The 16,655-nt window shown below is 64.1% G+C and carries 18 protein-coding genes; 11 read left to right on the plus strand and 7 right to left on the minus strand.

The window, feature by feature from the left end:
• Nucleotides 1-218: 218 nt before the first annotated feature.
• The gene (locus tag HYR72_20295) at nucleotides 219-419 is read left to right on the plus strand and encodes a hypothetical protein (GenBank protein MBI1817320.1); all 201 of its coding nucleotides are present in this window, start codon (nucleotides 219-221) and stop codon (nucleotides 417-419) included.
• A 29-nt stretch (nucleotides 420-448) separates the two neighbouring features.
• Here the strand turns inward: HYR72_20295 and HYR72_20300 are convergent, their stop codons facing one another.
• The gene (locus HYR72_20300; protein ID MBI1817321.1) at nucleotides 449-1,135 is read right to left on the minus strand and encodes a TetR/AcrR family transcriptional regulator; all 687 of its coding nucleotides are present in this window, start codon (nucleotides 1,133-1,135) and stop codon (nucleotides 449-451) included.
• Between the two features lie 91 nt (nucleotides 1,136-1,226).
• Between HYR72_20300 and HYR72_20305 the strand changes: the two genes are divergently transcribed.
• The 7 genes from HYR72_20305 to HYR72_20335 all read left to right on the plus strand — a co-directional run bounded on the left by HYR72_20305 (nucleotide 1,227) and on the right by HYR72_20335 (nucleotide 9,461).
• Nucleotides 1,227-2,351 carry an LLM class flavin-dependent oxidoreductase gene (locus HYR72_20305; GenBank protein MBI1817322.1) on the plus strand — a complete coding sequence of 375 codons (1,125 nt, stop codon included), beginning with the start codon at nucleotides 1,227-1,229 and terminating at the stop codon, nucleotides 2,349-2,351.
• 182 nt (nucleotides 2,352-2,533) lie between these two features.
• Nucleotides 2,534-3,991 (plus strand): aldehyde dehydrogenase family protein, encoded by a 1,458-nt coding sequence (locus HYR72_20310; protein MBI1817323.1) that lies wholly within the window; start codon nucleotides 2,534-2,536, stop codon nucleotides 3,989-3,991.
• 52 nt (nucleotides 3,992-4,043) lie between these two features.
• The gene (locus HYR72_20315) at nucleotides 4,044-5,126 is read left to right on the plus strand and encodes a Zn-dependent alcohol dehydrogenase (GenBank protein ID MBI1817324.1); all 1,083 of its coding nucleotides are present in this window, start codon (nucleotides 4,044-4,046) and stop codon (nucleotides 5,124-5,126) included.
• Between the two features lie 26 nt (nucleotides 5,127-5,152).
• Entirely contained in the window at nucleotides 5,153-6,223 is a 1,071-nt protein-coding gene (locus HYR72_20320; protein ID MBI1817325.1) for an amidohydrolase, read from the plus strand.
• A gap of 110 nt (nucleotides 6,224-6,333) precedes the next feature.
• Entirely contained in the window at nucleotides 6,334-6,957 is a 624-nt protein-coding gene (locus tag HYR72_20325; protein MBI1817326.1) for an isochorismatase family protein, read from the plus strand.
• 201 nt (nucleotides 6,958-7,158) lie between these two features.
• Entirely contained in the window at nucleotides 7,159-7,923 is a 765-nt protein-coding gene (locus HYR72_20330; protein MBI1817327.1) for an SDR family oxidoreductase, read from the plus strand.
• Nucleotides 7,924-7,940: 17 nt separating this feature from the next.
• Nucleotides 7,941-9,461 (plus strand): acyl--CoA ligase, encoded by a 1,521-nt coding sequence (locus HYR72_20335; GenBank protein MBI1817328.1) that lies wholly within the window; start codon nucleotides 7,941-7,943, stop codon nucleotides 9,459-9,461.
• A gap of 60 nt (nucleotides 9,462-9,521) precedes the next feature.
• Here HYR72_20335 and HYR72_20340 read toward each other — a convergent pair whose 3' ends face one another.
• The 5 genes from HYR72_20340 to HYR72_20360 form a co-directional block, all read right to left on the minus strand.
• Complete coding sequence (locus HYR72_20340) at nucleotides 9,522-9,761, minus strand: hypothetical protein (protein MBI1817329.1); 240 nt, start codon at nucleotides 9,759-9,761, stop codon at nucleotides 9,522-9,524.
• On the minus strand, nucleotides 9,758-9,955 hold the full coding sequence (locus HYR72_20345) for a type II toxin-antitoxin system HicA family toxin (GenBank protein ID MBI1817330.1): 198 nt from the start codon (nucleotides 9,953-9,955) through the stop codon (nucleotides 9,758-9,760). Before HYR72_20345 ends, HYR72_20340 begins: the two co-directional genes overlap by 4 nt.
• Nucleotides 9,956-10,063: 108 nt before the next feature.
• On the minus strand, nucleotides 10,064-10,423 hold the full coding sequence (locus HYR72_20350) for a hypothetical protein (protein MBI1817331.1): 360 nt from the start codon (nucleotides 10,421-10,423) through the stop codon (nucleotides 10,064-10,066).
• 1 nt (nucleotide 10,424) lies between these two features.
• The gene (locus tag HYR72_20355; GenBank protein ID MBI1817332.1) at nucleotides 10,425-10,859 is read right to left on the minus strand and encodes a hypothetical protein; all 435 of its coding nucleotides are present in this window, start codon (nucleotides 10,857-10,859) and stop codon (nucleotides 10,425-10,427) included.
• 297 nt (nucleotides 10,860-11,156) lie between these two features.
• Complete coding sequence (locus HYR72_20360) at nucleotides 11,157-11,333, minus strand: hypothetical protein (GenBank protein ID MBI1817333.1); 177 nt, start codon at nucleotides 11,331-11,333, stop codon at nucleotides 11,157-11,159.
• A gap of 127 nt (nucleotides 11,334-11,460) precedes the next feature.
• Between HYR72_20360 and HYR72_20365 the strand changes: the two genes are divergently transcribed.
• The 3 genes from HYR72_20365 to HYR72_20375 all read left to right on the plus strand — a co-directional run bounded on the left by HYR72_20365 (nucleotide 11,461) and on the right by HYR72_20375 (nucleotide 15,520).
• The gene (locus tag HYR72_20365) at nucleotides 11,461-12,783 is read left to right on the plus strand and encodes a hypothetical protein (protein MBI1817334.1); all 1,323 of its coding nucleotides are present in this window, start codon (nucleotides 11,461-11,463) and stop codon (nucleotides 12,781-12,783) included.
• A 244-nt stretch (nucleotides 12,784-13,027) separates the two neighbouring features.
• Nucleotides 13,028-14,179 carry an epoxide hydrolase gene (locus HYR72_20370; GenBank protein MBI1817335.1) on the plus strand — a complete coding sequence of 384 codons (1,152 nt, stop codon included), beginning with the start codon at nucleotides 13,028-13,030 and terminating at the stop codon, nucleotides 14,177-14,179.
• A gap of 33 nt (nucleotides 14,180-14,212) precedes the next feature.
• Nucleotides 14,213-15,520 carry a hypothetical protein gene (locus HYR72_20375; protein ID MBI1817336.1) on the plus strand — a complete coding sequence of 436 codons (1,308 nt, stop codon included), beginning with the start codon at nucleotides 14,213-14,215 and terminating at the stop codon, nucleotides 15,518-15,520.
• Between the two features lie 15 nt (nucleotides 15,521-15,535).
• On the opposite strand, the gene HYR72_20380 is transcribed toward HYR72_20375, so the two are convergent.
• Complete coding sequence (locus HYR72_20380) at nucleotides 15,536-16,618, minus strand: class I SAM-dependent methyltransferase (GenBank protein ID MBI1817337.1); 1,083 nt, start codon at nucleotides 16,616-16,618, stop codon at nucleotides 15,536-15,538.
• Between the last annotated feature and the right edge of the window lie 37 nt (nucleotides 16,619-16,655).

The following is a 16,655-nucleotide window of genomic DNA, read 5'->3' on the forward strand; positions in this document are numbered from 1 at the left end:
ATGCTTCCCCCGGGGGACATTCCTTGTCGCGCATGCATCCGCGAAGACAAAGTCGCGAGAGGCTGCCGTAGCACTCATGGGGATCGGGATATTCGCAGACGAAGAGATCGCCGTAGCTGGCACAATCCGAATCTGAGTTGCATCCCCCTGTTGTCGGCGTCGCCCTGATGATTCCGCAACCCGCGAAGCCACCAGGCTCCAAACACCTTTCAAAGCCGATGCTGCAATCACCAGAGCCCCGGCAGCGACCCGGCGGCAACGTCGGTGTGGGGGTCGGAGTCGGGCTCGTTGTTGGCGCCGGGATTGTAAGGGTTGCAGTCGGTCCGACGGATCGGTTGTCGCTGTTGCCGCAGGCGCTGACCGCCAATGTCGCCAGTGCGACGATCGCGGCCCCGAATCCACGCATGCCGCGACGATAGACCACCATCGCGCGCGGAGTCCAGCGTCGCTACTTCTTCGAAGCCCTCGCTCCTCGCGCTCTCGGTAGCTTCGTCGTGGTTACGCAGAACGTGCGATCGACCAGCTGCTGCAAGCGTTCGACGAGCGCCGTACGATCGGCCTTCATGCCGCCGGCGACCCAATCAGCCAAGAGAACCTGATCCATCGCGCTGAATAGCTTGGCGAGATAGCCTGGATCTTCGTCGACGAACACGCCGGCTTTGATGCCACGCTTGAACACTCCGGCTTGCAGCGCATGAATCTCGCGCCACAGTTGCATGCGCGTGTCCTCGCTCGGCGTGGGTCCGAGCACCCAGGACGAGCCGTGGCGCAGATGCATGCGCAAGAAATCCGGGTGCGCGAGAAAGTAGCCGATGTACGCGTCGGCCAGGTTGCGCAGCGCCGCGCGTGGCGCCGCGTCACGCCCCAGTACATCGCGGACGAGCTCCAGCAGCTCTTCGCCGCGGGCTTCGAGGATAGCGCGGAACAGATCGTCCTTGCTCGGGAAGATCGCGTAGATCGTGCCCATCGACAGCCCGGCCAGTGCGGAGATCTCCTGCACCTTGGCGGTCTCGAAGCCGCGATCGGCGAATACCTTCTCGGCCATGTCGAAGATGTGCTGGCGATAGAGATCGGTGCGGGCTCTGCGTGCCTCCAGGCGTGGCTGGCGCGCCTCCCCGCGGGGCTTGCGACGCATGCCCAGCTCATAGCACTCGAAAAAAGGATTGACAACTCGTATTTCCGAATGCTAATTCGATAAACCGAATCACGTCACACACGGAGGCCTTATGGAGTTTGGGATCTTCTCGCAGATGCACGTGCCGCCTTGGGACGACGAACACTCGCGCTACTTGCGCGAGCTGGAAGTCTCGCAGGCGGTGGACGCCGTCGGGTTCAAGTACGATTGGGCACCCGAGCATCACTTCCTGCAGCACTACTCGCACCAACCGGCCCCTGAAGTCTTCCTGAGTTGGGTGGCGGCGCGCACCACGCGCATTCACGTCGGCACCGCGATCACCAACATCACCGCGGCGGTGAATCATCCAGCGCGTGTCGCCGAACGCATCGCGACGATGGATCATCTGTCCGAAGGCCGCGTCGAGTTCGGCACCGGCCGCGGTTCGTCGTCGGCCGAGTGGGGCGGCTTTGCGATCCCGTCAGCAGCCGAGACCAAGCCGATGTGGCGCGAGTCGCTCGAACAAATTCCGCTCATGTGGCGCGACGAGCCGTACGCGTTCGAGGGCAAGTACTTCCGCATGCCCGAGCGCAACGTCCTTCCCAAACCGTACACCCGGCCGCATCCGCCGATGTGGCTGGCGTGCTCGAGCCCCAACACGTTCGCCGAATGCGGCGAACTTGGCCTGGGTTGCCTGTGCTTCACCTTTGGCACGCCGACGGAAATTGCCGCGCACGTGCGCGCGTACAAGGACGGCATCAAGCGCTGCAAGCAGCCGGTCGGCGCATACATCAACGACAACATCGCGGTGACGACGAACATGTTCTGCCTCGAAGACGGCGACGAAGCGCGCCGGCTGTACGCCGACGCCAAGGTGGAACGTTTCACCGAATACTTCCTTCAGTGGCTCGACTCGATCCCGCGTCCGAAGGGACTGCCGCCGACCGGGCCGGTCGGTCCCTTGCCGCAGTCGACCCCCGAGCAACTCAAGGCCGGCCTCGCCGCCGGCGGTCGCCAGATCGGTTCGCCGGAAGAGATCGCCAAGGTGGTCAAGATGTACGACGACATCGGCGTCGATCAGCTCATCTACGCGCCGCTGACGTTGACCCTCGATCAGAAGCACGTGCTGCGCTCGATCGAAGCCTTCGGCAAGCACGTCTTGCCGAAGTTTGATAAGGATCCGGTGCATAGCACGCGCCGGCAACGCGAGGCGCAGTTGGCAGCGAAGGCGGCGTGAACGCGCGGAGGTCAGAGCAAAGTGATGAGCGACAAGACCTTCCGTCATACCGGCGAAAGCCGGTATCCAGGAGGGGTGTGGGGCTCGATCCTGGATTCCGGCTTTCGCCGGAATGACGAGTGGCGAGATCGCTCCAGATGCGGGCAAATCCTCTGCGAGCGGGGGCGAACTGAGTCGACACGATGAGCGCACCGGTCTTCGATAAAGTCCTCATCGGCGGCGAATGGGTCGCCGCGGCCAACGGGACCTATCAAATCACTAACCCGGCGACGGAAGCGCCGGCGGGCTTTGCCCCCGAGTGCTCGGTCGCTCAAGTGCAGGCGGCCGCGCACGCTGCGCGTGACGCGTTCGAGCGCGGGCCGTGGCGCACGATGAGCGGCGCCGAACGCGGCGCGTTGCTCTTCAAGGCGGCGGAGAAGTTCAAGGCCGAGATGGCGGGACTCGTCGATCTGACCATCGCCGAGACCGGCGCGCTCAAACCGGTTGCGGTGTCGCAGCAAGTCGGCGCGGTCCCCCTGCGTTTGGCGAAGAATGCCGAACTCGCCACGGCGCCGATCGAGGAAGCGCTGGCGCCGCGCGATCTCGCGGGGCGCGGCATCGCTGCCGGCCTCGTCGTGCGCGAGCCGATCGGCGTGGTCGCCTGCATCACTCCGTTCAATTTTCCGATGACCAATTGCGCCGGTAAAATCGGACCGGCGCTCGCTTGCGGCAACACCGTGGTGGTGAAGCCGTCGCCGGTCGATCCGCTCGGCGTCGCCGAGCTGTGTCGCATAGTCGATTCGGTGCTACCGCCGGGCGTCGTCAACTTCGTTTCGGGTTCCGGGGCGGACATCGGCGAAGCGCTGACCACCTCACCGGATGTCGACATGATCTCGTTCACCGGCAGCACAGTGGTCGGCCGGATGATTCAGGCCAGCGCGGCGGCGCGCTTCAAGCGCACGTTGATGGAACTCGGCGGCAAATCCGCCAACATCATCTTCGCCGACGCGGATCAAGCCAAGGCGCTCGCCAGCGCGATGCAAGTGTGGACGTTTCACAGCGGCCAGATCTGCATTGCCGGCACGCGCGTGCTGATTGAGCAATCGATCTACGACGAGTTCACCAAGAAGCTGGCCGCCGCGGGAACGACGCTGAAGATCGGCGATCCCAACGAGCCAGGCGTCGTTGTCGGACCGCTGGTGTCGGCGACGCAGCGCGAACGAGTTGAGCGCTGCATCGCCACCGGAATCGCCGAAGGAGCAACGCTCGCTTGCGGCGGTAAGCGGCCCGTACATTTGCCGCGCGGCTACTACGTCGAGCCGACGCTGTTCACGCAGGTCCGCAACATCATGACCATCGCGCGCGAAGAGATCTTCGGCCCGGTGATCACCGCGATCCCATTTCGCGACGAAGCCGACGCCATCGCCATCGCCAACGATTCCGAATACGGTCTCTACGGCTACGTCTGGACCGGCGACAGCGCGCGCGGCTTACGCGTGGCGCGCCAACTGCGCACCGGCACCGTGCAAATCAACGGCAGCGGCATGAACCCCGACGCGCCGTTCGGCGGCTACAAACAAAGCGGCATCGGCCGCGACGGCGGACGCTACGCGCTCAACACTTACAGCGAACTGAAATACATCGGGTACACGGCGGCGTGATCCGACTGGTGATTCGTGACTGGTGACTCGTGAACGGTAACTGGGGAAGATGATGAAAGCTGCAGTGTTCTACGGCGTCAATCGGCCGGTGGTTGTCGAAGAGGTGAGCGTGCGCGATCCGGGGCCCGGCGAAGTCCGCGTCGCGCTCAAAGCCGCCGGCCTTTGTCACTCCGACCTCAGTGTGATCGACGGCACCATCCCGTACCCGACGCCGGTGGTGTTGGGGCACGAGGGCGCAGGAGTGATCGACGCGGTCGGCACTGGCGTAGTGTCGGTGAAGGAAGGCGATGCGGTGATCGTCTCGACGCTGTCGCATTGCGGGCGCTGCCGCGCTTGCGAAGTCGGCCGGCCGACCGAGTGCCGCAACGCACCAAGTCCGAAGGATGCCAAGCCGTTCACCGTCGACGGCCAACCAGCCTATCAGTTCGCCAACGGCTCGGTGTTCGCCGAGTACACGGTAGTGCGTGAGCAGGGTGCGATTCCGATCGATCCGCGCGTGCCGTTCGACCGCGCGTGCCTCATTGGTTGCGGGATCATGACCGGCTTCGGCGCGGTGGTGAACCGCGCGCGGGTGGAAACCGGCGCGACGATGGCGGTGTTCGGCGTCGGCGGCATCGGCCTGAATTGCGTGCAAGGCGGCGTGATGTCAGGCGCTGCGAAGATCATCGCAGTCGATGTGATGCCGCAGAAGCTCGAATGGGCGAAGCGCTTCGGCGCGACGCACGTGATCGACAGCTCGAAGGACGATCCGGTCGCCGCGATCAAAGCGCTCACCGACGGTGGCGCCGACTACACCTTCGAGGCGGTCGGCAACATCGCCGTCATCAAGCAAGCGCTCGAAGCGCTCGGCCCCGGCGGCGCGCTTACAATCGTCGGCGTGCCGAAGCTCGGCACCAGTTTGGATTTCGTCGTCCACGCGCTCTATCAGAACAAGGCGATTCTCGGCTGCCGCTACGGCACCGCGCGGCCACGGGTCGATTTTCCGATGCTGGCCGAACTCTATCTCAGCGGCCGGCTGAAGATCGATGAATTGATTACGCATCATTACGCACTCGATGATTTCCATCATGCGCTCGATGATCTGCGGCAAGGACAGCTCGCGCGCGGCGTGTTCGATTTGGATGCGCGCGCGTAACGGCAAATTGGCAAGGAGGACATCTCATGGGTAAGTTCGGGCACTATGTCATCGATGCGGATGGGCACGGCGGCGATCAGCCGAATTGGCAGGCGCGCATCCCGGCCCAGTTCCAACCCAAGTGGGAAGAGCGTCGCGAGAAGATCAAGAAGCAGTTCGCCAATCTTCCCGGTGTCGGCGTCAAAACCACGCAGGGCAAGGCCAAGCTCGACAGCCTCGAACGTCCGGGGATGACCGACCCCAAGGCACGCCTCGAAGACATGGACCTCGAAGGCATTGATCAAACGATCATGTTCCCCGGCGGCGCCGGCGAGGAGTGGGCCGGCCTCGATCGCGATTTCGCCATGGCGCTGTGTCGCACGCTCAACGATTGCCGCGCCGAGTACACCGCTCACAATCGCAAGCGGCTCATGACGGTGGCCAAGCTTCCGTTGATCGATCCGGAGGCCGCCGTCGCCGAGTTGCGCCGCGCGGTGACCGAACACGGTATGGTCGGCATGGTGGCGCCGCAGCATGTGCGCGACAAGAACCTCGATCATCCGAGTTTCGACATCGTCTGGCGCGAAGCCGAGCGGCTCGGCGTCGCGGTGTGCATTCATGGTGGCGGGCAGGCGATCGATCAGGTGCCGATCGGTGTCGATCGCTTCTCGACCCGCCTCGAGACGCACGCGTTCACCCATCCGGTCGGTCAGATGCTGGCCGTGATGTCGTTCACCGTCGGCGGCATTCTGCATCGCTTCCCGAAATTGCGCGTGGCCTTCCTCGAAGCCAACGTCGGGTGGCTGCCGTTCTGGCTCGATCGCCTCGACGAGCACTGGGAACTCACGCCGGAACAAGCGCCGCACATCGATCGCAAGCCGAGCGAATATTTTCTCTCGGGTCGCTGCTTCATCGGTTGCGACCCGGACGAGCGACAGATCCCGAACGTGATCAACTCGCTGGGCGAAGGTGTCGTGGTGTACGCCTCCGACTACTGCCACTGGGATTGCAGCTTCCCCGACACGGTGAAGATCATCGAAGAGCGCAGCGATCTGTCCGCGAACAGCAAGGAACACATCTTCCACAAAAACCCGGCGCGACTGTACGGATTGTCGTGAGGAGGGTTTCACCACAGAGGCACAGAGGTCACAGAGGTCGGGCCACAGGGCGGGTTCCTCTCAAGGTCTCCTCGGTGTTCTCGGTGCCTCTGTGGTAGGCCTCTATTCCCATGCCAGTTGACTTGAAGGAGCTGCTCAATCCCGCGCACAGTGCGCTGCTGCTGATGGAATGCCAAGAGGGCGTCATCGGCAGCGGCGGAGCTGGGCGGTTGAATGCGCTCGCCGATGCGGTGGCGCGCCACGGCACGATCGCGCAGATTGCGCGCGTGCTCGCCGCGGCGCGCGCGGCCAAGGTGCCGGTCTTCTATCTCACCATCGCGCGGCGCGCCGACAACGCGGGCGCGACGGCGAATTGTTTGTTGCTGGCGTTGGGCCGCAAGGGTGATCCGCTGCTGCCCGGCTCACCGCGGCAAGCGATCGTGAACGCGCTGGCGCCGATCGATGGCGAGTTCGTGCTCAATCGCTTCCACGGCGTCACGCCCTTTCACGCCGGCGAACTCGATCAGTTGCTGCGCAACTTGGGCGTGAAGACCGTGGTCGCCACCGGCGTATCGATGAACATCGGCATCCCCGGGATGACGATCGAAGCCGTCAACTGCGGCTATCAAGTCGTGATCCCGCGCGGAGCGGTGACCGGTACGCCGGATGAGTACGTCGACGCTGTTTTCGAACACACGTTGCGCTTGCTGGCGACGATCACGACGGTGGATGAGGTCGTGGCGGCGTGGCGATAGGTTGGTTCGAATGAAGGTTCCGTCTGTGGCCCCTCGATACGCCGCCCTTCGATACGAAGCCTTCGGCTTCTACTCAGTGCGGCTACTCGGGGAAGCGGTTTTTTCCTCGGCGAGCCCAATCCCCGTTTGCCCGACTAGATTGCGAAGCAATCGTATCGAGGGCCGGCTTCCTGTTGAGAGAGGGTGAGGGCAAGGCGAAGGATGTCGGCCGATCGCTTTCACAATCGCATCGTCTACATCACCGGCGCCGGCTCCGGCGTTGGCCGCGCGACGGCCGCGCGTTTCGCGAACGAAGGCGCGCAGGTATTCGCGGCCGATGTGAACGAAGACGGCATACGGGAGACGGTCGCGGCGATCCGCCAGTCCGGCGGCGTCGCCGAGGGCGGGTTGTGCGACGTCGCGAAGATGGAATCCGTGCGCGCGTCGATCGCCGCCGCGGTGAAGACATTCGGCGGCCTCAACGTGCTGGTCAATGCCGCCGGCGTCGGCAAGAGCGCGCGCTTGGAAGAGATCGACGAAGCCGAGTGGCAGCGGGTGATCGGCGTGAATCTCAACGGCGTGTTTCACACCACGAAGACCGCCGTCGAGCATCTCTTGAAGCAACCGGGTGGCAGCATCGTGAGCATCTCCTCGATCGCCGGCCTGCGCGGGCAAGCGTACAACTCGCACTACTGCGCCTCGAAGGCCGGGTTGCTGAATTTCACCCGCTCGATCGCGTTGGAGTTCGCCAGCCGTGGGCTGCGAGCGAACTGCGTCTGCCCCGGCGGCGTCAACACGCCGTTGATCCGCAACTTCATCCCGCGCGAAGATTTCGAGCCGCAGCTCATGGCCTACTACGGACCGCCGACGGCGCAGCGGCTCGGCGCGCCGGAAGACATCGCCGCGATCATCACGTTCCTCGCCTCCGACGACGCGCGCATGATCAACGGCGCGGCTGTGGTCGCGGATTTCGGAACCATGGCGTAGGCCAGCGCGGAATCTTGATGGATTCGCCATTGACCATCCTCGATGTGCTCACGCTGCACGCCGCGACGCGCGGCGCGCACCCGTTCATCTTTCACGCCGGGCGGCGGGTGACCTATCGGCAATTCGATCGGTTAACAAACCAAGCCGCGCACGCGCTGCGCTCGCTCGGCGTCAGTAAGGGCGATCGCGTCACGCTGGCGATGGGCAACTCGGTCGACTTTCTCGTCGGCGCGTTCGGAATCATGAAGGCCGGGGCGGTTTACAATCCGGTCAATCCCGCGCTTGGCGCGAAGGAGCTGGCGTACATCCTGTCGCACGCCGCGCCGAAAGTGATCGTCACGGACATCGCGAACGCGCCGCACATCGTGTCGCCGCAGTTGCCGCTGCCGCCGGGAGCCACCGTGGCCGTGTTCGGCGCGTACGAAGGCACCGTCGCATTCGATCAACTGCTGGCGCGGAGTTCGGACGACGCGGTGCCGATCACGCTCGGCGCCAGCGATCCATCGACGTTGCTGTACACCTCGGGCACCACCGGCAATCCGAAGGGCGTGGTGTTTCACCACGGCAGCACCGGCGCGGCGGGCAAACACTTCTTGCAATGCCTTGGCATCAACGGCGACGACACGATCGTCGCCGTCACGCCGCTGTTTCACGGCAACGCGTGGGGCGCCACGGTGACTGCGCTGCAAGCCGGCGGCACGGTGGCCTTTCCCGCTGCTTTTCACGTCTCCGGGTTCTGGCCGCTCGTCCACGCCAGCCACGCCACCGTGCTCTACACCCTCGGCACCGTGCTTGCGATGTTGCTGACCCGCGAACCGAGCGAGCTCGAACGGACAAGTAAGTTGCGCGTCATTCTCGGTTTGGGGAGCGCGCCGATTCGCGACCGCATCATTGAACGCTTCGGCGTGCGGCATGTGGCCGAATGTTTCGGATCGACCGACGCCGGCGTGGTGACCATCGAGCCGATGGGGCACCCGCCGCGCGCCGGCTCCGCCGGGCCGCCGGTGCCCGGCGTGGCGATTCGCATCTGCGACGATGCCGGCCAGCCGCTCAAACCGCGGGAGGTCGGCGAGATCACGATTCACTCGCCGCACCACATGGCCGAGTACCTCCACGATCCCGAACAAACGGCGCTGACGCTGCGCGACGGTTGGTTCTTCACCGGCGATCTCGGCTACCTCGACGAGGACGGTTGGCTCTACTTCGTCGATCGTAAACGCGACGTGATTCGCCGCGGCGGCGAGAACATCTCGTCGGTGCTGATCGAGAAAACCTTGCGCGAACATCCGCGCGTCGTCGAGGCCGCGGTCATCGGCATCCCCGATCCGGTGCTGGGTCAGGAAGTGAAAGCGTTCGTCGTCCTCAACGGCCCGGCGACCGCCGACGAACTACGCGCGTTTGCCGCTGAACGGCTGGCCAAATTCCAAGTGCCGCGGCTGTGGGAATTCCGCGACTCGTTGCCGAAGACCCCATCGCAGCGCGTCGAGAAGTACAAGCTGCGGCAGGAGTCCGGCACCAGCAAGCCGTTGCTCGGCTGAGCGCGTCCGCTTGCGAAACCTGTCGCCATGAGCGCCCCGCCCGTCGCGCTCATCAGCTGGTCAGGCAACGTGTTGCATCTTGTTCGCGAAATCGCGCCCAGATGTCGGAGGAGGCAGCGGCTTCTGGTCGGTCTTGTAGAGCGCGATCGCTTCCTCCACGATTCTGCAGAGCTCGTCGAACACTTCGCGTTCGTTGTCGCCGTGGCATCCCCCGTAGATCAAGCCGGGCGCGCTGCCGACGTAGGCCTGATCTTCGTCCGACCACTCCACGATCTTTGCGTAACGGGCACTCTCTTTCATTTCTTTGACTCCTCAAGCGCAAGCCGCACCGCCCGAACTTGGTAGTGCTTCGCATCATCGCCCAAATTGCCGGATATGACCACAGGTTTGGCGACGTTCGGATGGACGTAGTTTCGATGACTTCCCTTGCCTCCCCGGTCGGCAAAGCCCGCTCGTTGGAGGTCAGCGATGAGTTCTCTCACCTTCGCTGGCACTTGTTTGTCCCCTGTTCGTCGCTCGCATAACGTCCATCCTTCAGCGGCCGCCGAAGGCGTTGGACGGCACCTGACAGCGCACGTGATCGCCCCTACTTCAGGTCTGGATCATGTATCCGAGATGATGTCGTCGAGCACCTCATTCATCCCGTATATTCGCTCCTTTAGGATTCCGTACAGCTCCGCAAAGCTCGCCTGGGCTTCCTTGGTGCCGATATCGGACGTCTTGTAGGTAACAATTGGCGTGTGCCCCCAGTCGGGATCATCATAGGCAGCAAGGTCAGCTAGCTCTGCGTCGCCGGGGTAGTACCAAAGGTAGTATTCGCCCGAATGGTCCACTCGGATCGACCACTTGTGCTTGCCTTTGTAGAGGAAGAATAGCTCTCCCCGATCCTGACCCTGAATCACGCCGGTGATAAGGTCGGCATGGATAATCATCGCATTGACTGCTTGGACAACCTTGCTCATTTCACGCTCCACTCTCGGAGTTCATGTTTCGGACCTGAAGATTGCGTACAACCTCTCTGATCTCGGCGACCATAGAACGCTTGCTTGGTTCCGCGAGTCGTTTGCCGGAGGCGAAAGCTTCGACCCTTTCGGGCATTGTCGGGGCTGCGCTCAGCAGCCGGGTGTTACCACGAATCTGCCCAGCAATCTCGTGAAGGATGTTCTTGATCTCGGGAATGTCGGTTGGCTCGTTCGCGTTGTACTCGCTCAATCTATCCAGCTTTCCGACAATGTCTGAAAGCGTCGTCTGGTAGGACCAGTTGAGCAGCAGCGAAAGGGCTGTCGAGAGCTCCTTACGCTTTGCGAAGAACACCACGATCGCAATCGCGGACGCAACGATGGTGAACAGGTTTGAGATGAGCGAAACCGAATCAATGATCATTCGAAATGTGTCCATGAGTGCGGTGTAGGGGATGACGTTGGTTTGGTGCCATCTAACTACAATTCGCCCCCTCCGAACAAACTCCGCAACCCCAGCGAGCCCCGCAGCATAGCGTCCCACCGCGGCGACCCTTCATGCATCACGAGTTGTTTGGAAGTCAAATCGCTACAAGACGGAAGGTCGTCCTCCCTTATCTGGTGGCGAATAGGATGCACCTCTTGCGGGCTCACGCCCCTTCGACTCATCCGGCAGCAGCCATGCGGACATCGAGCCATCACGGCCACGCGTGCCTGTCGAGCAGTGGCGCTACCGTCACCGCAACGCCCGAATCTCCAAGTCGCTGACGACCGGCTCGATCACGTTGCCCATGCGCGAGACACTGCAACGCAGTCGGCGCCACGGCGCGGTCTGCTCCTCGGGAGGTGGCACGAGCTGTGCGATTGCGCGTCCGCGTTTGGTGATCAGCACCGGCTTCCTGGTTTTTCGCATCGTTCCATTTGGCACTCGGGGTGCGCTGACAGCGCACAACGAGACCGCTTGAGATTTTTCGATCGACCAGCCTACATTCCCGACGCAACTCAACCGAGACGAGCCAGACGAACGAGGTGTGCGATTGATGAGCGAGCCTGTTGCGATGACTGACTACCGCGGCCGTTTCGATCCGGAGTTTCACCTCGGGATGCTCTCGCGCCAGGCGCTGGCGGTGCTCGGGCGCGAGTATCAGCTCGCCGCGCACTTGCAGGACCGCGCCGGCATCCCGCAGGTGCTCGCGCGCTACGGCGCCACCGCGATGCGCGAAGTCGCCATCGCCGAGTGGATGGGCGCGAGCCCGGTCTACACGCAGCGCATGCAGCAGGCGCTGCGCTTTCACGGCGACGACGTCGCGACGATCTTCAAGGGCATGCAGTTCGACGTCGGCGCCCCGCACGGCTTTCTCGATTTTCGCTTCCGCATCAACGACGACGGCAGCGGGGAGTTTTGGCTGCCCTACTGCGGCGCGTTGATGGACGTCGAGCCGATGGGCGAGGAGTTCGTCGTCGGCATGTGTCATCACATCGAGGACCCCACCTTCGACGCCACCGCAGTGGCGACCAATCCGCGCGCGCAGGTGCGGCCGATTCATCGGCCGCCGCGCGTGCCGGCGGATCGCGCGCCGCACTGCCATTGGCGCGTGCGCATCGAGCCGCAGGCGACTCCTGTGGTGGAGATCGCGTTGACCGCGAAGGTGCGTCAGTCGCGCCTCGCCCGCCTCGCGCTCGCGCCGCCGCCGCCCAAGCTCGGTGAGTCTGGTGGCGAGCAAGGTGGCAATCAAGGCGGATGGACTGACTACTCGGGTCCGTTCGACCCCGACTTTCAACTCGAAGATCTCGCGCATCCCGCGCTCGTCACGGTCAACCAAGAATTCTGCGTGCAGGGACACCTGCTGGTGCGCGCGTTCATGACAACGCTCGCCGAGCGCTGGGGCGACGACGTCGCGCGTGAGATCGCATCGCAGCAGTGGGTCGGCATCGCCGGCCTGGCCGCGGAGCGAGTCGCCGCCGCGATGAGTATCGAGGGCGACGACTTGGACGCGATCGCTAAACTCCTTCAACTCCATCCCGCGTTCCATCCGCGTGCGTACGTCGACTTCCGCGTGCAGCGCGTTGGCGATGCCGTGCACTGTTGGATCGGCGAATGCGCCGCGCTGTCCGAGGGCGATGCCTACTCGTGGTTTGCGCTGCTCGGATCGCAGCCGCACCGCGCGCTCGACGCGATTGTGCGGACCGTGAACCCACGCGCGCGCTGCCGGCCGCTGCACGTCACCGGCGCGCGTGTTGCGTGGTCGATCGTGATCGATCCGAATGCCGAGCCCGCAGCCGAGCCACCCGAGGTCACGCTCACCAAGTTCAGCAAAGGGGCGCGCTTCCAATTCGTCCAGCGCCGTGCGCTGCGCCCGTAACAACCTATTGAAAGGTGCGGCGCCCTTCGAGACGGCGCTGCACGCCTCCTCAGGACGAGCGGAAGAGCGTTGTGGCAGAAGGGGAGAACCGTTCATGCTGAGGAGCGCCGCGACAGGCGCGTCTAGAAGCATGCGGGGTCTTTCAACGGGCTGTTGACCCGTCACACCACGCACGGGGCGACAACGGGTGCATCGAAACCCGTTGCCGTGTATAGTTCCGCGCCGTCATCACTTGGAGGACTCCATGGCCATCGAACCGTTTCGTATCAACGTGCCCGACCACGTCCTCGACGATCTCAAGCAGCGGTTGGCGCGCACGCGTTTCCCCGACGAGGTGAACGACGCCGACTGGAGCTACGGGACCGACCTGGCGTACTTGAAGGAACTCGTCGAGTACTGGCGCACGCGCTACGACTGGCGCGCCGCCGAGCGCGCGCTCAACCAGCTCCATCACTTCCGCAGCGACATCGAGGGACTCGGTGTCCATTTCATTCACGAGCGCGGGGTGGGGCCGAAGCCGCTGCCGCTGCTGATTAGCCACGGCTGGCCGGGATCGGTGGTTGAGTTCCTGAAGATCATCGGCCCGCTGACTGATCCCGCGCGACACGGGGGTGATGCGGCGGACGCCTTCGATGTGGTCGCGCCATCGCTGCCGGGCTACGGGTTCTCCGATCATCCTCGCTCGCCCGGCATGCATCCCGGGAAAATGGCCGACGTGTTCGCCGCGCTGATGGCGCAACTCGGCTACACGCGCTACGGCGCACAAGGCGGCGACTGGGGCGCGATCATCACCACCTGCCTCGGCTCGCAGCACGCCAAGCAACTGGCCGGCATTCACCTCAACATGGTGGTGGCGTTCCCGCCCGATGAAGCCAATCCGGGCGACGGGCTGAACGAAGCGGAGATCGTCCGGTTGATGGAGATGCAGCGCTTCATGCGCGAAGAAACCGGCTATCAGCAGATCCAGGGCACCAAGCCGCAGACGCTCGGCTATGCGCTCAACGACTCGCCCGCCGGGCTCGCCGCCTGGATCGTCGAGAAGTTTCGCACCTGGACCGATTGCAATGGCAACGTCGAGAGCCGTCTCAGCAAAGACGAGATGCTCACCAACATCACCATCTATTGGGTGACCGAGACCGCACCGTCGTCGATCCGCTTGTACTGCGAGGCGATGCGCTCCGGGTTATTCCCGCCGCGCGGCATTCGCATCGACGTGCCGACTGGCTGCGCGATCTTTCCGAAAGAATTGTTCAAGCCGCCGCGCGCGTGGGCGGAGAAAGTTTACGACGTGCAGCGATGGACCGAGTTCGAATCGGGCGGACACTTCGCTGCGATGGAAGAGCCGCAGGCGCTGGTCGATGACATTCGCGCGTTCTTCCGCCCGTTGCGCGGTTGAGCGGCGCGGCGGCGGTTGATCGCGCGGGCCGGCATGCGACGGGGCGGAGTCGAATGGCTGGTGCCGGCGGCGCTGGCCGCCGCGATGCTGGCGTTCACCGCGCTTTACGCTGCCGACGTGCCGTTCTCCGATTCGTGGGATCACACCGAGCTGATCGCGGGCATTCGTCCGCTCACGCTCGAATACCTGTGGCAGCAACACAACGAGCATCGCTTGATCTACGAGAAGCTGCTGCTCGCCGCCGGCTGGTGCCGGGCGACGCATTGGAACGAGTACGGCGCCGCGTTCGGTTGCACCATTCTCCTCGTACTCGGCGGATTCGTGTTCCTGCGCGGCGCGCTCCGCGAACGGCCGCAGCTCAGCGCAACCGTACGCGTGCTGCTCGTGGCCAGTCTCGCCGGCTGGTTGTTCACGCTGCGGCAGTGGGAACACATGGTGTGGAGCAGCGGCTTTTCATGGGGCGTGTTGTATCTGTTCATCGTCCTGTTCGGCGAAGCATTCCGCCGCTACGTCGACACCGGCCGCGGCGGATGGCGAGTCGCGGTGTTGGTGGTGGCCACGCCGCTCGGGCTGATTCACGGTCTGGCCCTCTCGCTGTTCGTGCTTGTATTCGGTGCGCTGACACTCGCCGCCCGCGAGTCACTGCCGCGCGGCTATCTCGGGCTCTGTGTGGTGGCCGGGCTGGTGCTGGCGACGTACTTCATCGGCTACGAAAAACCCGCCGGCCATCCCGATATGCTGGCGGCGCTGGTGGATCCGCTCGCCACGCTCAAGTACGTGCTGATCTGGCTCGGCAGTCCGTTCTTCCCCCGGCCATGGGGCGCCGGCGTGTCGGGGATCGCTCTCGTACTGGCGGTGCTGGCCTGCCTCGTCCGCACGATGGCGATGAGTGATCCGCTCCGCGCGCTGCGTGATGTCGCGCGGCGCTATCCGCTGATGATCGTCGGCGCGATCATCCTGGCGATGACGATGGTTGGCCGCGTCGGGTATGGCTACACGCAAGCGATCACGCCGCGCTACGTTCACCTCTCGCTCCTCATCGTGGCCAGCGCGAGCTTGTTCGTCTTCGACTGCGCCCGCAATTGGCCGCGCCGCGCGCGCACGGCGCTCGTACTCGTGCTGCTGTTGGTCTCCGCCCGAAGTTGGGTGGCGGGATCCGCCAACGCCGCGATCGATGCCGCGACGCTGCGCGCCGCGCGCCTCAACTATCGCGACTGCGTGCTCGCGCACGGCGACGACTTCTCCGGTTGCGATCCAACCGCCCTGTATCCCGGCGGCCACCGGGTGCACGAGCGCACCGCCATTTTGCGCGAACACGGACTCAGTTTCTTCCGGCGTTGACGCCGAGGGATCGTCCTACGGCCGCACTTCGTAGTACGCGTTGACCGGATTCTCGAAGTCGTGACGGGTGAAGCGGGTGAAGCCCGCGGCGGCCGTCATCTCGCGCGCCACTTGCTCGGTGAACCCGAGCGTGCCCAGTCCGGCGCCGCCAGGCTCCGACAAGGCCGACGACATGCAACTCATGATCGAGAAGCCGTACATCATCGCCACCATCGGATTGCGTTCGAGGTTCTCTTCGAACGTCGGCTTGCCGTTGATGTCGGCGATCAGCAAGGTGCCGTCGAGTTTGAGCGCCCGACGGATCGCGCCGATCGCCACGTCGGGATGTGCCATGTCGTGCAGGCAATCGAAGGTGGTGATGAAGTCGAAGCCGGCGTCGCCCGGCAACCCATCGGTACGCGCATCGTGAAACGTGGTGTTGGTGACGCCCGCCGCTTGCTGGTTCACCGCCGCGCGCGCCAAGGCGTGCTTGGAGATGTCGTAACCGTGAAAGGTGGACTTCGGATACGCCTTCGCCATCTCCAGCAACGCCACGCCGGCGCCGCAGCCGACGTCGGCGACGAGCGCGCCGCGCATCAGCTTGGCAACGACACCATCCAACTTCGGCAAAGCCACCGGCACGAGGAACGTCCGGAACCACGGCGCGAGGAATCGTTCGATGCCAACCGCGCCTTCGGGGCCAAGCGCGTCGTAGGGCAAACCGACGCCCGTCTTGAATGCCTCGGGAAGCTTTTCGAGCACAGCGAACTGTTGCGGCAACGAGCAAAAGCCGCCGGCCGCAAATGCCGGGCTGTTCTCTTCAGCGAGTACGAAGGTCGCCTCGATGCCGAGTTCGAACCGACCATCTCCTTTGTACTCGATCAGATGCGCGCCGGCTTGCGCCCGGAGCCACTCCCTCACCCAGCGCTCGTTGAGCCCGGTCTTGCGCGCGAGCTCGTCGCTGGTTACCGCGCCCGCGCCTTGCAGCGCGCGATACAAGCCGAGCCGATCGCCGAGATAGATCATCCCCGAAACCGTCGCCCCGCTGAGGAAGCCGAACACATGCTCGATGAAGGTTTTCACCTTTTCAAAATCAACCTGCTGCGAATCTGTGGCCATAGCTGTAACGCTCCCCTTCTCTGGATTGACTCCGCCG

Source organism: Deltaproteobacteria bacterium (assembly GCA_016178705.1).
GTDB lineage: Bacteria > Desulfobacterota > Binatia > HRBIN30 > JACQVA1 > JACOST01.

What these genes read in the sequence shown, in the direction of transcription:
- HYR72_20295 (MBI1817320.1), top strand. Translation starts at nt 219, where the DNA reads ATGCTGCAATCACCAGAGCCCCGGCAGCGACCCGGCGGCAACGTCGGT.
- HYR72_20300 (MBI1817321.1), bottom strand. Translation starts at nt 1,135, where the DNA reads ATGCGTCGCAAGCCCCGCGGGGAGGCGCGCCAGCCACGCCTGGAGGCA.
- HYR72_20305 (MBI1817322.1), top strand. Translation starts at nt 1,227, where the DNA reads ATGGAGTTTGGGATCTTCTCGCAGATGCACGTGCCGCCTTGGGACGAC.
- HYR72_20310 (MBI1817323.1), top strand. Translation starts at nt 2,534, where the DNA reads ATGAGCGCACCGGTCTTCGATAAAGTCCTCATCGGCGGCGAATGGGTC.
- HYR72_20315 (MBI1817324.1), top strand. Translation starts at nt 4,044, where the DNA reads ATGAAAGCTGCAGTGTTCTACGGCGTCAATCGGCCGGTGGTTGTCGAA.
- HYR72_20320 (MBI1817325.1), top strand. Translation starts at nt 5,153, where the DNA reads ATGGGTAAGTTCGGGCACTATGTCATCGATGCGGATGGGCACGGCGGC.
- HYR72_20325 (MBI1817326.1), top strand. Translation starts at nt 6,334, where the DNA reads ATGCCAGTTGACTTGAAGGAGCTGCTCAATCCCGCGCACAGTGCGCTG.
- HYR72_20330 (MBI1817327.1), top strand. Translation starts at nt 7,159, where the DNA reads ATGTCGGCCGATCGCTTTCACAATCGCATCGTCTACATCACCGGCGCC.
- HYR72_20335 (MBI1817328.1), top strand. Translation starts at nt 7,941, where the DNA reads ATGGATTCGCCATTGACCATCCTCGATGTGCTCACGCTGCACGCCGCG.
- HYR72_20340 (MBI1817329.1), bottom strand. Translation starts at nt 9,761, where the DNA reads ATGAAAGAGAGTGCCCGTTACGCAAAGATCGTGGAGTGGTCGGACGAA.
- HYR72_20350 (MBI1817331.1), bottom strand. Translation starts at nt 10,423, where the DNA reads ATGAGCAAGGTTGTCCAAGCAGTCAATGCGATGATTATCCATGCCGAC.
- HYR72_20355 (MBI1817332.1), bottom strand. Translation starts at nt 10,859, where the DNA reads ATGGACACATTTCGAATGATCATTGATTCGGTTTCGCTCATCTCAAAC.
- HYR72_20360 (MBI1817333.1), bottom strand. Translation starts at nt 11,333, where the DNA reads ATGCGAAAAACCAGGAAGCCGGTGCTGATCACCAAACGCGGACGCGCA.
- HYR72_20365 (MBI1817334.1), top strand. Translation starts at nt 11,461, where the DNA reads ATGAGCGAGCCTGTTGCGATGACTGACTACCGCGGCCGTTTCGATCCG.
- HYR72_20370 (MBI1817335.1), top strand. Translation starts at nt 13,028, where the DNA reads ATGGCCATCGAACCGTTTCGTATCAACGTGCCCGACCACGTCCTCGAC.
- HYR72_20375 (MBI1817336.1), top strand. Translation starts at nt 14,213, where the DNA reads ATGCGACGGGGCGGAGTCGAATGGCTGGTGCCGGCGGCGCTGGCCGCC.
- HYR72_20380 (MBI1817337.1), bottom strand. Translation starts at nt 16,618, where the DNA reads ATGGCCACAGATTCGCAGCAGGTTGATTTTGAAAAGGTGAAAACCTTC.